Here is a 13,436-nt window from a genome sequence, read left to right as displayed (position 1 = left end):
GCGGAATCCTTGCGGCAGTCACGGGGAGATGACCGAGATGACCACAGAAGATGCAGGCCGGAACCCGGTAGATTCCAGGAGCCGCAGGATCGTGTTCGTTTGCCACTGCTTGCTGAACGCGAACTCGAAGGTGGAAGGGCTCGCCCAGTACGCGGGAGTACACCCGTTGATCGCGCAGTTGGCCGCCCTCGGCCTCGGAATCATTCAGATGCCCTGTCCTGAGATTCGATCGTGCGGCATGAGCAGATGGGGCCAAACACGAGAGCAGTACGAGAACGTCCCATTCCGCGGACTCTGTGCGCGGCTCGCCGATGAGGTCCTCGCGCAGGTTCAGGAGTATCGGCGCTGTGGGTACGAGATCCTTGGTGTCGTGGGGGTCGACGGGAGCCCGACCTGTGGCGTGACGAAGTCCGCTTCGGGCCACTGGGGAGGCGAATACGCACCTGCGGAATGGGCGGAAGTCGTGTCTCGTGTTGAATCCGCGCCGCTGCCAGGAGTCTACATCGAGGCTCTCCTCGAGCGACTTGAGCCTCTCGGCATACGCTTCTTCGCGATTGACGAGAGCGTCGAGGGCCATCGCGTCGACGAGGTGATCCGAGGGCTCACAGCGACGGAGTAGCTGTGGCGGAAACTCGGTCGGGCGAAACATCGGACGCACCGATTCAGCCTCGAAGCACCTGGTCCTCCGGACCGTCAGCTCTCCTGCGCCCATCCGGGAATCGGCATCCATGTCTCGCCGAAGGCGGAGCCGCCGGCCACCGCGATGGAAGCGGGCATCGCTGATGCGGCGATCGCGTCGGCGACTTGCTGGAGATCCTCAGGCAGGTCGCTCGTCGATGCCGAGAACCCTTTCCGATAGGTGCCCCACACCTGTGAGGTCTCCGGCTGCCCGGTGTATGAGCTTGCGATCGAGACCGGGGTCGCCCGCGGGCCCGTAGCACGGGCAGTAGCGTCGCCCGTCGGCATAGAAGGCCTTCGCCATCTGAAATGTCCTCGATGGTGGCTGACTTGCAGAAGCCCGGGACGTCCGCGTACTCGGCCGCATCCGTGTTGTTGCGCAGCGCGACAGCCCGCTCCTCACCCCAGCTTCAAATCCCAGATCCGCCAGGTCTTGTAGCGGTGGCCGCCCATGAACTCCGACGCGCGCAAGATGAGCTCGTTGTGCTCCAACAGCATCGAGGCCTCGCACTGCGTGTAGCCGTGCTGCGTGGCGTACGCGTGCACCTCCTCGAACAGCAGCGCGTCCGCGCCGAGGCGCCGGTGTCCGGGCACGACGCCGAAGAACATCAGCCGCACGCGCGGGATCTTGCGCCGCGTCGCGAACAGCCGCGCCAGGCGCACGTAGTCCGAATCGCCGTACCACTTCCACCGTGGGCGCAAGGCGTAGTTCGGGTCGGGGAACGCACCGAGCACGGCCACCGGCTCGCCGTCGTGGTAGGCGAAGCGCACGAGCCCCGGGTCGATGATCGGCTTGAGCGCCTCGGCGAGCATGTCGGCCTCCCAGTCCGTGATGGGCAGGAAGCCCCAGTTGTTCGCCCACGCCAGGTTGTAGATGTCGATGACGAGCCGCACCTCGTCTTCGAAGCGCGACATGTCCACGGGCCGCGTCTCGATGTCCTTGCGTTTGCGGACCGCCTCAGCGAGCCGGTGCAGCCGGTCGGTCACCGGCTGCGTGAGGTCGATCATGTAGGCATGGTAGTCCATCGCCTTCTCGAAGCCGTAGCCCTCGATGAGATCCTTGTAGTACGGCGGGTTGTGCGTGAGCTCGACGGTGGGCGGCGTGTCGAAGCCGTCGATCAAGCACGCCTGGCGCTCGTGCGTGGCGTTGGAGTACTCGCCGGGGCCCCGCAGCGTGTCGGCCCCGCGCTCGGCCGCCCACGCGCGCACCGCATCGAACAGCGCGTTGGCCACGGCCTGGTCGTTCACGCACTCGAAGAAGCCGAAGAACGCGTACTTCCCGTAGTAGTAGTCGTTGAAGCGGTGGTTGATGGCGCCCGAGATCCGGCCGACCGGCTCCGAGCCGCGGTACGCCATGAAGTGCGTCACCTCGGCCGTGCGGTGGTACGGGTGCTCCGGCGTCAGCAGGCCCGTGATGCCCAGCACCTTGTTGCCGAGCAGGTCGGCGTCGAGCTGCGGCGTCCAGTTCGGGTCGCCCTTGTAGTGCTTCCAGTGGAACGCGACGAAGTCCTTGATGCGCGGATCGCCGAGCGGGATCTCGACGATGCGCACGTCGGAGGATCCGGACGCAGGTGCGGACATGCGGGAAACGCCTCCTTCGCTGTGGGCACGAACACTCGCAAGGGTAGCACTCGCGGGCGCGTCGGTGCAGGGCGCGACTGGCGCTCGCGGGCGTTTCGGTGCAGGGCGCGCCCGGCGTCCGCGGGCACCCCGGTGCAGCGCGAGCCCGGGCTGCCACGCGAGCCCGGGCTGCTACACTGTATCGGGCGTGCGTGACCCACGAGGTGAGAGTGCATGGACTTCGAATCGCTTGCGAACAGCCGGCTCGGGATCGGCATGGCGCTGTCGGCCAGCCGGGCGATGCCGCGCGCCGCTGGCTATGCGCTCGCCCAGCGGGTGGCGCGCCGGGTGGCGAAGGACCGCATGCTGCCGATGACGCGCGCGATCCGCGCCAACCAGTGGGTGGTCTCCGGTCGCACGCTCTCCTCCGCCGAGCTCGACCAGGCGGCCTACCAGGTGCTCGCCAACTCGGGCCGCTTCCTGTTCGACCTGTTCCACCTGCCGGAAGGCGCCGACGCGATCTTCCGGCTCGTGAAGCGCGACGAGACCTTCGAGCGGATGCTCGCGCTGAGCGCCGAAGGGCCGCTCGTGGTGGCGGGCATCCACCTCGGCAACTTCGATCTCGTCGGCCGCGCGCTCGCGTACGCTGGCTGGCGTCCGCAGGTGCTGTCGGTGCCTGACCCGAACGGCGCGTACGAGCAGCAGAACGAGATGCGCCGCCAGGCGGGGCTCGAGGTGACGCCGGTGTCGGTGCGCTCGCTTGCTCAGGCCGCCCGGCGCCTGAAAGAGGGCGGCGTCGTGGTGACCGGGCTCGACCGCCCCATCCCGGAGCCCGAGGCGAGCGTGCGCTTCTTCGGCGAGCCTGCCCCGCTGCCGCTCCTGCACGTGCGGCTGGCGATGAAAGCGGGCGCGCCGGTGGTGGTGGCCTCAGCGCCGCTCGACGACGACGGGCGCTATCGGCTCGAGATGTCCGAGCCGATCCCGATGGAAGGCGACGACGCGGTCGCCAATGCCGAGCGCTGCGCGGCGGAGGCGGAGCGCATGATCGCGGCGCGCCCGCGGCAGTGGGCGATGCCGCACGCGGTGTGGCCGCACGCCGAGGCACCGTGACGGCGAGGCAGGGCGCGCGCTGAGAGGCCGCGCGGCGCAGCGGAGATGGCCGGCGGCGCGAGCGGCGCCCCGCAGGAAAGGACGGACGTGGCAGACATAGCGAAGCACAAGCGCGAACACGACATGCTGATCGGGTTCTTGGAGCGGCCTGCACTGCAGTGGCTGGCGGCCCGCATGCCCGCGTGGGTCACGCCGGACGTTCTCACCGGCATCGGCGTGGCCGCTTCGATGATGATCTTCGTGGGCTACTGGCTCACGAACCGAAGCCCGTGGTGGCTGCTCTTCGTCAACCTCGGCTTCGTCATCAACTGGTTCGGCGACTCGCTCGACGGCACGCTCGCGCGCTACCGCAAGATCGAGCGGCCGAAGTTCGGCTTCTACATCGACCACACGGTCGACGCGGTCGCGGAGTTCCTCACCATCATCGGCATCGGGATGTCGCCGTACCTGCGGCTCGACGTGGCGGCCTTTGCGCTCATCGGCTATCTCCTCATGAGCGTGCACGTCTACATCCGGACGGCCGTCGAGGGCGTCTTCAAGATCTCGTACGGGCGGTTCGGGCCCACCGAGATGCGCGTCATCATCATGCTCGTGAACACCGCGATCCTCGTCTTCGAGCCGTTCTTCCTGCGCGAGGTCGTGTCTGGCCTCAAGCCGTTCGACGTCGTCGGCATCGTGCTCGCGGCAGCGATGGGCGCGGTGTTCCTCGGCGCGTCGTGGGTGCACGCGGTGCGCCTCGCCAAAGAAGGGAAGTAGCGTGGGCCTGTTCGGTCGCAGGCGGCTCGGCATCGCGCTCGGGAGCGGGAGCGCGCGCGGGCTTGCGCACATCGGCGTGCTCAAAGCCCTCGAAGCGGCAGGCATCCGCCCCGACGTCGTCACGGGCACCAGCATGGGCGCGATCGTCGGCGCGATGTACGCCGCCGGGAAGCCGCTTGCCGAGATGGAAGCGCTCGCGACCGCATACGACGTCAAGGCGCTCATCTCGCTCGCCGACATCGCATGGCAGCGCGGCGCGATCATCCAAGGCGAGAAGGTCGAGTCGTTCTTGGCCGAGCACCTGCCGGAGCGCTTCGAAGACCTCGCGATCCCCTTCGGCTGCGCCTCGACCGACCTCGTGACCGGCCACGGCGTGAAGCACACCTCCGGCGACTTGCGCCGCGCGGTGCGAGCGTCGATCTCGATCCCGGTGGTGTTCGCGCCGGTGGCAGGCGACGGCCACGTGCTCGTCGACGGCTACCTCACCGAGCCCGTTCCCGTGATGCTCGCACGGCGGCTCGGCGCCGAGGTGGTGGTGGCCGTCGAGGTGTGCGGCTCCGGAACGGTCGTGCCTGACGACGCTCAACGCGACGCAGGCGTCGTGCGCGATCTCATCGCGGCGCTTCGCGGCGAGCCCCGCCAGCGCCGCCGCGGCACGTCTGCGCTCGAGGTGCTCTCGGCGAGCAGCGAGATCCTGGAGCGCCACGTGGCGCTTCCTGCGCTCGAGCAGGCGGACGTGGTGATCTCGCCGGACGTGCACACCTACACAGGCTATGACTTCCTCGCCGCACCCGATATCATCGCGGCAGGCGAGCGCGCCGGGCGGCTGGCCGTTCGGGCGGTTGCGCGCGCGGCGCGGATACGACTGCCGTGACAGGCACGGTCGCCGTCACGGGCGATGACACGCAAGGAGGACGCATGCGGAAGACGACGCTCGCGGCGGCTTTGGCGATCGGGGTCGCAGGATCGGTCGCGGCCGTCCTGCTCACGCCGCCCGACCAGAAGTTGGGGGCGATGGTGCGCTTCGTGATGTATCACGGCGCCTCGACCTGGGTGAACATGGCGACCTTCACGATCGCAGGCGCGGCCGGCGTCGCCACGCTGCTCGGGGCGGAGCGGTGGCGGCCGTACGGTGAGGCGTTCCGGTGGCTCGCGCTGCCGCACTGGGTGGTCAACACGATCCTCGGGCTCATCTCCATGAAGCTCATCTGGGGCGGCATCCTGTGGAACGAGCCGCGGTTGCTCATGACCTTCGGGATCCTCGCGGGCGCGCTGCTCGTGCTCGCCGCGCAGTACCTCGCCGACTCGCCGAAGGTGCCGGCCGCGCTCGACGCGCTGCTTGCGCTTTCGCTGTGGGCGCTCGTGCTGGTGCTCCCGAACCTCTTCCACCCGGACAGCCCGGTCTTCCGCTCCGGCAACACGGCCTACATCGCGACCTTCCTTGGGATGGTGGCGTCGGTCGCGGTGGCGGTGCTGGCTTCCGGCGTGGCGATCGCGCGCCGGAAGACGGAAACGGCGGCCTGAGGCCGCCGTCCGTACGCGCGCGGAAGCGGGCGCTACCCGCCGATGACGCCCAGCTCGCGACCGATGCGCTCGAAGGTCTCGAGGACGTAGTCCATCTGCTCGTCGGTGTGCGTGGCCATGTACGACGTACGCAGGAGCGCGCGGCCCTGCGGCACGGCGGGCGGTCGCACGGGGTTGACGAAGATCCCCGCGTCCAGCAGCCGGCGCCAGAACTCGAAGACGAGCATCTCGTCGCCCAAGACGATCGGGATGACCGGCGTGGTGCTGTTCCCGGTGTCGAACCCGAGGCGGCGGTACTCGGCGTGCATGCGGTTGACGATGCGCCACAAGCGCTCGCGGTGCTCCGGCTCGCTCTCCATGACGTCGAGCGCGCCGAGGCATGCGCCGACGCTCGGCGGGGCCATCGCTGCCGAGAAGATGAACGGCCGCGAGTTGTGCTTGATGTAGTCGATGACCTTCGCATCGCCGGCGATGAAACCGCCGAGCGAGGCGAAGCTCTTGCTGAAGGTGCCCATGATGAGGTCGACCTCGTCGGTGAGGCCGAAGTGCGCCGCGGTGCCTTCGCCGTTCGGCCCCAGCACGCCTGATGCGTGCGCGTCGTCCACCATCAGGCGAGCGCCGAACTCACGGATGATCGGCAGCATCTCCGGCAGGGGCGCGACGTCGCCTTCCATCGAGAACACGCCGTCCACCACCACGAGCGCCCCGCCGTGCTCCCAGTCGACGCGCCCGAGCGCTTCGCGCAGGCTTTCCGGGTCGTTATGCTCGAAGCGGACCGCCTTGCCCCACGACAGCTTGCAGCCGTCGTAGATGCTGGCATGGTCGTCTTTGTCGATGACGGCGTAGTCGTGGCGGGTCACGATGGCCGAGATGGTGCCGATGTTGGTGCCGAACCCGGTCGAGAAGACGAGCGCCGCCTCCTTGCCCACGAACTTCGCGAGCCGGCGCTCCAGCTCCTCGTGGATGTCGAGGTTGCCGTTCAGCAGGCGCGATCCCGTGCACGAAGTGCCGTACTTGTCGAGGGCTTCGCGCGCGCGGGCGCGCACGTGCGGGTGCGTGGTGAGGCCGAGGTAGTTGTTCGAGCCGAGCATGATGAGATCACGGTCGCCGACGCGGACCTTCGAGTCGGACTCCGAGGTGATCACGCGGAAGTACGGGTAGTAGCCGGAAGCGCGCGCCTCGTCGGCCTCGCTGTACTCGAAGCACTTGCCGAAGATGTCCATGGGTCTCCCGTCCGTTTGGATCTGGCCGGTCGCGGAATACCGGACGATTTTACCGCTTTGTCGCACGCGGAGGGCGGCGATGTCGCGTGCGACTGGACGCTGCACGGAGATCCGCCGCCCCGTATCCGCGTCTGTGTCCCCGTTGTCTCACGTAAGAATGTCGTCGAACGCTGCCCCTGGCGCATCGCGGGCGGGCGGTCTACAATCGCAGCGAACCGAACAGCGGTCCCAGGTGCCTGCCGAAGCGCACGCGAAGGCAGGAGAATAGGGAAGCCGGTGCAAGTCCGGCACGGACCCGCCACTGTGACGGGGCATGCGCCCCGAAGTCAGGAGACCTGCCTGGGATCCCTGCGACGTCGGCCTTCGAGGACTTGAGGCCCAGTCGCCCGCGCGATGCGCGTGCTTCCGGGAGACCGAGGACTCGAGGACCCGCTTCTCGCGGGTCCTTCGCTTTCTCGGCCGCGCTGTTCGGGGAGGCATGGCCCGGATGCGAGAGGAAGGAACGAGGATGCGAACGAAACGATGGATCCGAGCGCTCGTCGCGGCGGCGGTGGCCGCGCTGCTCCTGGTCGCGCCGGCTGGGTGCGGCACGAAGCAGGCCGATTCCGGTGGCGCACAGAAGCAGGCGGCGTTCCCGGTAACGCTCGAAGACGATGCCGGTCGCACGGTCACCATCACCAAGAAGCCGGAGCGGATCGTGAGCCTGGCGCCTGCGAACACCGAGATCGTCTACGCGCTCGGCGCGCTCGACCGCGTCGTCGGCGTCACGACCTTCGACGACTATCCGCCGGAGGTCTCGTCGATCGCCAAAGTCGGCGACTTCATGAACCCCAACATGGAGGCGATCGCTGCGGCCAAGCCCGACCTCGTGCTCGCCACGGGCGGCGTCCAGGCAGACACGATCGCCAAGCTCGAGGAGAGCGGAGCGGTCGTGCTTGCGGTCGATCCGCAGTCGCTCGACGGCGTGTACGCGGCGATCACGATGGTGGGCACCGCGATCGGCGAGCCTGCGAAGGCCAAGGAGGTCGTGCAGGGCATGAAAGACGATCTCGCCACGATCCAGTCCGCCATCGAGGAGGCGCCCGTGCGCTGCTTCATCGAGATCGCGCAAGAGCCGCTGTACACGGCTGGCTCGGGCACCTTCATCAACGACCTCATCGAACAGGCGGGCGGCGAGAATGTCGTGACGCAGGAGGGCTACGTCGCGTACTCGCTCGAGCAGCTGCTCAAGGACGACCCTGAAGTCTACCTGGCGACGAAGGGCTCGATGAGCGATCCGGCCGACATCGAGAAGCGGCCCGGGTACTCGGCGCTGTCGGCCGTCAAAGCCAAGAAGGTGTTCGTCCTCGACGACAACCTTGTGAGCAGGCCAGGTCCGCGCTGCATCGAAGGCATCCGGCAGATCGCCGAGGCGCTCCACCCCGACGCGTTCTAGCGCCGTGAGCGTGCCTGGGACACGACGGCCAGCGGTGCTCGCCGGGCTTGCGGCGGCGCTCGCCATCGCGATGGTGGCGGGCGTCGCCTTCGGCGCGGTGAAGGTGGCGCCTGGCGAGGTCCTCGGCGCGATCGCCCGCGCGGTCTCGGGCGCCTCGGGGCCGGTGGAGGACGCGGTCGTGCTCGACCTGCGGGTTCCGCGCGTGCTTCTGGCGGCGCTCGTGGGAGCGTGCCTCGCGGTCGCAGGCGTGCTGTACCAGGCGCTCTTCCGAAACGCGCTCGCAGACCCGTACATCTTGGGCGTCTCTTCCGGAGCAGGGCTCGGAGCGACGCTCGCTTTCGTGCTCGCCGGCTCCACCACGCTCGGCGTGCTCGTCGGGGTTCCGGCCGGAGCGTTCGCGGGCGCGCTCGGCACGATCGCGCTCGTCGTCGCCCTCGCCGGCAGGGCAGGGCGGCTGGAGTCCGCATCGCTCCTCTTGGCCGGCGTCGCCGTGTCCTACACGCTCGCCGCGCTGACGTCGTTCGTGATGGTGGTGTCGCGCGAGTCCATGCACGCGGTGGTGTTCTGGATGATGGGCGGGCTCCAGCGCGCGTCGTGGCCGTACGTGGGGATGCTCGCCCTCGTGCTTGCGGCAGGGGGCGCCGTGCCGTTCGCGCGCTCGCGCGACCTCGACCTCATGCTGCTCGGTGACGAGCGCGCGAACCAGCTGGGGCTGGATGCGCGCCGCTTCACGCTCGGCATGCTCGCGTGCGCGTCGCTCGTGGTCGCGGGCGCGGTGTCGGTGTCGGGGCTCATCGGGTTCGTGGGGCTCATGGTGCCGCACGCCGTCCGGCTGGTGCTCGGACCCGACCACCGCACGCTCCTGCCGGCCTCTGCGCTCGCCGGCGCGATCGTCGTGGTGCTCGCGGACCTCCTTGCGCGCGTCGTGCTCGCGCCCGTGGAGCTCCCGGTGGGCATCGTCACCGCGCTCGCCGGCGGGCCGTTCTTCGTGTGGCTGCTCACGCGGAAGGAGCGCGCCGCATGAGCGCGTCCGAGGTGTTGCTCGCGTTCGAGGACGCGGTCGTCGGGTACGGCGGGCGTCCGGTGCTCTCGCGCGTGACGCTCGCGGTGGGAGCGGGCGAGGTCGTCGGCCTGGTCGGCCCGAACGGTGCCGGCAAGTCCACGCTGTTGCGCGCGGTGACGGGAGCAGCGCGGCTGGAAGCGGGCTTACTTGCGATCTGCGGGCAAGCGGCATCGGGGCTTTCTGCTCGCGCGCGCGCGAAGATGGTGGCCGTCGTGCCGCAGGCGCTGCCGGTGCCGTTCGCGATGAGCGCGCGCCGGTTCGTCGAGCTCGGGCGGCACCCGCACCTTGACGTGCTCGAACGGCCGGGCCCGGCGGACGCCGCGGTCGTCGAAGACGCGATGCGACGCACCGACACGCTGCGGCTCGCGGACCAGACCGTCGACACGCTCTCGGGCGGCGACCTGCAGCGGCTGACGGTCGCGCAGGCGCTCGCGCAGCAGCCGAAGGTGCTCCTGCTCGACGAGGCGACCGCGCACCTCGACGTCAACCACGCGCTGCAGGTCCTCGACCTCGTTCGTCGCGAGGCCGACGCTGGCGCCGCCGTGCTCGCGGTCTTCCACGACCTCGACCTCGCCGCCCGCTACGCGGACCGCATCGCGATCGTCGCCGAAGGCGCCGTGAGCGAGCCCGCGCCTCCCGAGGTGGCGCTGGACGCGGCGACCCTCTCCCGCGTCTTCGACGTGCGCGCCGTCGTGCGCGTCGAGCCGGTCACCGGCGCGGTGGCGGTCGTTCCGATCGTGCGCGGTGCGGAGGTGGCGGCGCTTCGGCGCGGCCCGGTCGGGCTCGTGTGCGGCTCGGGCGCGGGCGCGAGGCTGCAGCGCGAGTTCGCGCGAGCGGGCTGCCGCGTGGTTTGCGGGGCGCTCAACGAAGGAGACGTGGATGCGTCTGTCGCCGAGGCGCTCGGGCACGAGTTCCTCCGCCTGCCGCCGTTCGGCGAGGCGGGAGCGGAGGCCGAGGCGTGGGTCGAGGAGCGCTTCGCCGCGTGCGCCGCGGTAGCGGTGGCGCCGACGCCCTTCGGGCGCGCGAACGTCGCGAACCTCCGGGCGGCCGTCCGTTGCGGCGCGCCGCTCGTGCTCCTCGGGGACCTCCCTCTCGAGCGGGACTACACTGGTGGCGAGGCGCAGGCGCTCGCGCGAGCGGCCGTCGAGCGCGGGGCGCTGGTCGTTCCGAACGAAGACGAGGTGGTCGCGGCCGTGCTCGCGCACCTCGAGGCGAAGGAGGCGCACCGTGGCTGAGAGCGACCGGGTGGGCTTGGTGCAGGTCTATACCGGCGACGGCAAGGGCAAGACCACCGCTGCGGTGGGCCTGGCGGTCCGCGCCGCCGGAGCCAGGCTGCGCGTGCTGTTCCTGCAGTTCGTGAAAGGCGGCGAGCGGTCGAGCGAGCTTGCGATGCTCGAGCGCATCGGCGTTGCGGTGAAACGCCCTGCGCGCGAGTCGACCGGCCTGCTCGCAGGGGGCGCAACGGACGAGGACCGTCGAGCGGGGAAAGAAGCGCTTGCGCTTGCGGAGGAGGCCATCGGCAGCGGCGCGTATGACGTCGTGGTGCTCGATGAGGCGTGCGTGGCCGCGGCTCAGGGGCTCGTAGACGAGAAGCGCCTGCTCGCCGCAATCGCGGCTCGGCCGGTGCACGTCGAGGTGGTGCTCACCGGCAGAGGGGCCTCCGACGCCATCATCGAGGCCGCCGACCTCGTCACCGAGATGCGCTCGCACAAGCACCCGTTCGAGCGCGGTGTGCCGGCCCGCAAGGGCATCGAGTTCTAGCGCGTGTCGACCGCGCACACCACGGGCGTGTGCTGCGAGGCTGCGAGGATCTCGCACGCGAGCCCGAGACGGTCGCGCGCGATTGCAAGCGCCGAGTGCGCCGCACGAGGCGTGTTGTTCTGCTCCGAGAGGTGCAGCCCCACCACGGTATGCAGGCCGTCGTGCGCGAGCGCGGCGAGGGCGGCCGCGGCGTCGTCGTTGGACAGGTGCCCGACCCGAGAGCGGATGCGCTGCTTGAGGAACGCCGGGTACGGGCCTCGTTCCAGCATGCCGACGTCGTGGTTGGACTCGATCGCCAACACATCGCAGCCACGGAGCGCTTCTTCCGCCTCGCCGGTCAGGAATCCGGTGTCCGACAGGTATCCGAGCGTCCGGCCCGATGGGAACGTCACGCGGTAGCCCACCGGTTCGGCCGCGTCGTGCGAAGAGCGGAACGGCAGCACCGAAAGCCCGCCGAATGCGACGACCTCGCCAGCACGCAGCGGGCCGACGTCGGGGATCTCTGCGAGCACCCCTGCGATCGCGTCGAGGGTGCCGTGCGTTGCGAGCACCGGCACGCGGAGCTCGCGGGCGAGCACGCGCATGCCAGCGACGTGGTCCGCGTGCTCGTGGGTGAGCACGACCGCCTCGATGCGCACGTGCGAGAGCCCAGCCGCCGCGATGCGCAGACGCGCCTGGCGGGCAGAGATGCCGCAGTCGATGAGGATCCCGGTCGCGCCCGCGTACACGAGCGCTGCGTTGCCGCGCGATCCCGATGCGAGAAGCGCGACGCCCTCGGCTTCGGGGCTCGCGCAACGACCGGTGTCGATGGGGCGCGGCTCGGACACGCGTACAGGGTATCATCAACCTATGATGTGCGCCGCGAAGGCGCTTTCGAAGGGAGTGCAGCATGGCCGGCTCGAAGTGGTCGCTCCGCAACATCTACCTGTACCTGGTGTGTCTCATCACGCTCATCATGGTCATCGTGGGTGCCGTCGGCGTGGTGCGGAGCGGAGTCGAGCTCCTCTACCCCGAGCCCACCATCATGGAACCGCTGCCGAAGGACGGGTCCGGCACGCCAGAGATGACCGAGGAGGAATGGCAGCGGCAGCAGGAGATCGGACGGCAGCAGTCGCAGCGCTGGGCGATCATCAACGTGGTCGGGAACCTGGCTCTGGTGCTGATCGCGGGCCCGATCTACATCTATCACTGGCGCAAGATCGAAGAGGAGAAGTCTGAGACGACCCCGACGACCGCGTAGGAGGATCCTATGCACAAGGTGTTCGTGTACGCCCTGTCGACCTGCCCGTACTGCCGCGCGGCGCGCGCATACTTGGACGAGAACGACGTGGAGTACGACGTCGTGGAGGTCGACAAGCTCGAAGGCGACGAGTACAAGGCCGCCGTCGAAGAGGTACGGCGCGTCTCGGGCGGCACGGCGTTCCCGGTGATCGTCATCGACGACGAGAGCGTGATCGTCGGCTTCAACAAGAAGCGCATCAAGGAGGAGCTGGGGCTGTGAGCGATGCGACGGCGCGCCGGCGCTTCGCGCCTGGCACGACCATCGAAGACCTCAAAGCGTACATGGGGCCGTTCGTGGACCGGCTCGGCTACAAGTTCAACACCGAGTCGTCTTTCGTCGACGACGTGCTCGCCTCCGAGCTCGAGATCCTGGAGAAGACGGGCGACGTGTACTGCCCCTGCCGTGTCCGAACCGGAGACCCGAAAGAGGATGTGAGGATCATCTGTCCCTGCATCTCATTCCACCGGGACGAGTTCGCGGCCATCAAGAAGTGCTGGTGCGGGCTGTTCATCCTCAAAGAGGTCGAAGACGGAAGCGAGCTGTTCGGCGTGATCGAAGCGCTCTCGGGCGATGTCGAGGTACCGGTCTTCCGCGTCGAGGACCTACCGCCAGGGCAGGTCCGGCACGTGAAGGTCGGCAAGAACGACATCGCGGTGGCGCGCGTGGGCGACGAGTTCTTCGCGCTCTCCAACGTGTGCCGCCACGCGTTCGCGCCGCTTGCTGACGGCTTCATGGACGGCTACCACGTGATGTGTCCGTGGCACGGGTGGCGGTACGACGTGCGCGACGGCACCACCGACCATCCGGACGTTGACGTCCGCACCTATCCGGTGACGGTGCGCGACGGCGAGGTGTTCGTCACCGTGCGTATCAAAAGGTGAGTTGGATTCGCGCCGCGCGTGAGGCCGGGCAACCCATGCCCCGGCCGCGTAGGGCCGTTCGCGGCATGCATGGTTCGTAACGTCTGTTGCATAGCCGTCATTTGTGCTACATTCCGGGAATCTCAGGCGGTGCGCGCGCCGGCGCCATGCCGGCTCGTGCGGA

At 69.2% G+C, this 13,436-nt stretch carries 16 protein-coding genes and 1 riboswitch; of the genes, 12 read left to right on the top strand and 4 right to left on the bottom strand.

The features are described 5' to 3' along the window. The first annotated feature begins 37 nt into the window (after positions 1-37). A complete protein-coding gene (locus MX659_RS07650; protein ID WP_267192884.1) occupies positions 38-619 on the top strand; it encodes a CD3072 family TudS-related putative desulfidase in 582 nt (193 codons plus the stop codon). Between the two features lie 74 nt (positions 620-693). Here MX659_RS07650 and MX659_RS07645 read toward each other — a convergent pair whose 3' ends face one another. Next, complete coding sequence (locus tag MX659_RS07645) at positions 694-870, bottom strand: hypothetical protein (RefSeq protein ID WP_267192883.1); 177 nt, start codon at positions 868-870, stop codon at positions 694-696. A gap of 207 nt (positions 871-1,077) precedes the next feature. Next, positions 1,078-2,259, bottom strand: coding sequence for a hypothetical protein (locus MX659_RS07640; protein WP_267192882.1), 1,182 nt, complete (start codon positions 2,257-2,259; stop codon positions 1,078-1,080). A 213-nt stretch (positions 2,260-2,472) separates the two neighbouring features. On the opposite strand from MX659_RS07640, the gene MX659_RS07635 reads away from it, so the two are divergent. The 4 genes from MX659_RS07635 to MX659_RS07620 all read left to right on the top strand — a co-directional run bounded on the left by MX659_RS07635 (position 2,473) and on the right by MX659_RS07620 (position 5,628). Beyond that, positions 2,473-3,348: a lysophospholipid acyltransferase family protein gene (locus tag MX659_RS07635; RefSeq protein WP_267192881.1), complete on the top strand. Its 876-nt coding sequence runs from the start codon at positions 2,473-2,475 to the stop codon at positions 3,346-3,348. Positions 3,349-3,435: 87 nt separating this feature from the next. Further along, positions 3,436-4,104: a CDP-alcohol phosphatidyltransferase family protein gene (locus tag MX659_RS07630; RefSeq protein WP_267192880.1), complete on the top strand. Its 669-nt coding sequence runs from the start codon at positions 3,436-3,438 to the stop codon at positions 4,102-4,104. A gap of 1 nt (position 4,105) precedes the next feature. After that, positions 4,106-4,978: a patatin-like phospholipase family protein gene (locus MX659_RS07625; protein WP_267192879.1), complete on the top strand. Its 873-nt coding sequence runs from the start codon at positions 4,106-4,108 to the stop codon at positions 4,976-4,978. Between the two features lie 44 nt (positions 4,979-5,022). Continuing rightward, on the top strand, positions 5,023-5,628 hold the full coding sequence (locus MX659_RS07620) for a hypothetical protein (RefSeq protein WP_267192878.1): 606 nt from the start codon (positions 5,023-5,025) through the stop codon (positions 5,626-5,628). A gap of 32 nt (positions 5,629-5,660) precedes the next feature. Here the strand turns inward: MX659_RS07620 and MX659_RS07615 are convergent, their stop codons facing one another. Further along, positions 5,661-6,851, bottom strand: a complete 1,191-nt coding sequence (locus MX659_RS07615) for an aminotransferase class I/II-fold pyridoxal phosphate-dependent enzyme (protein ID WP_267192877.1) — start codon at positions 6,849-6,851, stop codon at positions 5,661-5,663. Between the two features lie 213 nt (positions 6,852-7,064). After that, a riboswitch (cobalamin riboswitch) is annotated at positions 7,065-7,208 on the top strand. A 151-nt stretch (positions 7,209-7,359) separates the two neighbouring features. On the opposite strand from MX659_RS07615, the gene MX659_RS07610 reads away from it, so the two are divergent. The 4 genes from MX659_RS07610 to MX659_RS07595 are packed head-to-tail and all read left to right on the top strand — an operon-like array spanning position 7,360 to position 11,110. Beyond that, positions 7,360-8,286: an ABC transporter substrate-binding protein gene (locus MX659_RS07610; protein WP_267192876.1), complete on the top strand. Its 927-nt coding sequence runs from the start codon at positions 7,360-7,362 to the stop codon at positions 8,284-8,286. 4 nt (positions 8,287-8,290) lie between these two features. Beyond that, positions 8,291-9,310 carry a FecCD family ABC transporter permease gene (locus MX659_RS07605; RefSeq protein ID WP_323745503.1) on the top strand — a complete coding sequence of 340 codons (1,020 nt, stop codon included), beginning with the start codon at positions 8,291-8,293 and terminating at the stop codon, positions 9,308-9,310. Continuing rightward, positions 9,307-10,584 (top strand): ABC transporter ATP-binding protein, encoded by a 1,278-nt coding sequence (locus MX659_RS07600; RefSeq protein WP_267192875.1) that lies wholly within the window; start codon positions 9,307-9,309, stop codon positions 10,582-10,584. The genes MX659_RS07605 and MX659_RS07600 overlap by 4 nt, the downstream gene beginning before the upstream one ends. After that, entirely contained in the window at positions 10,577-11,110 is a 534-nt protein-coding gene (locus MX659_RS07595) for a cob(I)yrinic acid a,c-diamide adenosyltransferase (protein ID WP_267192874.1), read from the top strand. The genes MX659_RS07600 and MX659_RS07595 overlap by 8 nt, the downstream gene beginning before the upstream one ends. Here the strand turns inward: MX659_RS07595 and MX659_RS07590 are convergent. Next, entirely contained in the window at positions 11,107-11,937 is an 831-nt protein-coding gene (locus MX659_RS07590) for an MBL fold metallo-hydrolase (RefSeq protein WP_267192873.1), read from the bottom strand. The two genes, MX659_RS07595 and MX659_RS07590, sit on opposite strands and share 4 nt — an antisense overlap. Positions 11,938-11,999: 62 nt before the next feature. Between MX659_RS07590 and MX659_RS07585 the strand changes: the two genes are divergently transcribed. From MX659_RS07585 to MX659_RS07575, 3 genes are read left to right on the top strand one after another with little or no spacing between them, the layout of a single operon-like run. Beyond that, positions 12,000-12,350 carry a hypothetical protein gene (locus MX659_RS07585; RefSeq protein WP_267192872.1) on the top strand — a complete coding sequence of 117 codons (351 nt, stop codon included), beginning with the start codon at positions 12,000-12,002 and terminating at the stop codon, positions 12,348-12,350. 9 nt (positions 12,351-12,359) lie between these two features. Beyond that, positions 12,360-12,611 carry a glutaredoxin family protein gene (locus tag MX659_RS07580; protein ID WP_267192871.1) on the top strand — a complete coding sequence of 84 codons (252 nt, stop codon included), beginning with the start codon at positions 12,360-12,362 and terminating at the stop codon, positions 12,609-12,611. Further along, positions 12,608-13,273, top strand: a complete 666-nt coding sequence (locus MX659_RS07575; protein WP_267192870.1) for a Rieske 2Fe-2S domain-containing protein — start codon at positions 12,608-12,610, stop codon at positions 13,271-13,273. Before MX659_RS07580 ends, MX659_RS07575 begins: the two co-directional genes overlap by 4 nt. Positions 13,274-13,436 lie beyond the last annotated feature (163 nt).

Source organism: Parvivirga hydrogeniphila, assembly GCF_023371205.1.
Lineage (GTDB): Bacteria > Actinomycetota > Coriobacteriia > Anaerosomatales > Anaerosomataceae > Parvivirga > Parvivirga hydrogeniphila.
This window is presented reverse-complemented; position numbering and strand designations above follow the sequence as displayed.

Coding starts and splice junctions, on each gene's coding strand:
- MX659_RS07650 (WP_267192884.1), top strand. CDS start 38: ATGACCACAGAAGATGCAGGCCGGAACCCGGTAGATTCCAGGAGCCGC.
- MX659_RS07640 (WP_267192882.1), bottom strand. CDS start 2,259: ATGTCCGCACCTGCGTCCGGATCCTCCGACGTGCGCATCGTCGAGATC.
- MX659_RS07635 (WP_267192881.1), top strand. CDS start 2,473: ATGGACTTCGAATCGCTTGCGAACAGCCGGCTCGGGATCGGCATGGCG.
- MX659_RS07620 (WP_267192878.1), top strand. CDS start 5,023: ATGCGGAAGACGACGCTCGCGGCGGCTTTGGCGATCGGGGTCGCAGGA.
- MX659_RS07615 (WP_267192877.1), bottom strand. CDS start 6,851: ATGGACATCTTCGGCAAGTGCTTCGAGTACAGCGAGGCCGACGAGGCG.
- MX659_RS07610 (WP_267192876.1), top strand. CDS start 7,360: ATGCGAACGAAACGATGGATCCGAGCGCTCGTCGCGGCGGCGGTGGCC.
- MX659_RS07600 (WP_267192875.1), top strand. CDS start 9,307: ATGAGCGCGTCCGAGGTGTTGCTCGCGTTCGAGGACGCGGTCGTCGGG.
- MX659_RS07585 (WP_267192872.1), top strand. CDS start 12,000: ATGGCCGGCTCGAAGTGGTCGCTCCGCAACATCTACCTGTACCTGGTG.
- MX659_RS07580 (WP_267192871.1), top strand. CDS start 12,360: ATGCACAAGGTGTTCGTGTACGCCCTGTCGACCTGCCCGTACTGCCGC.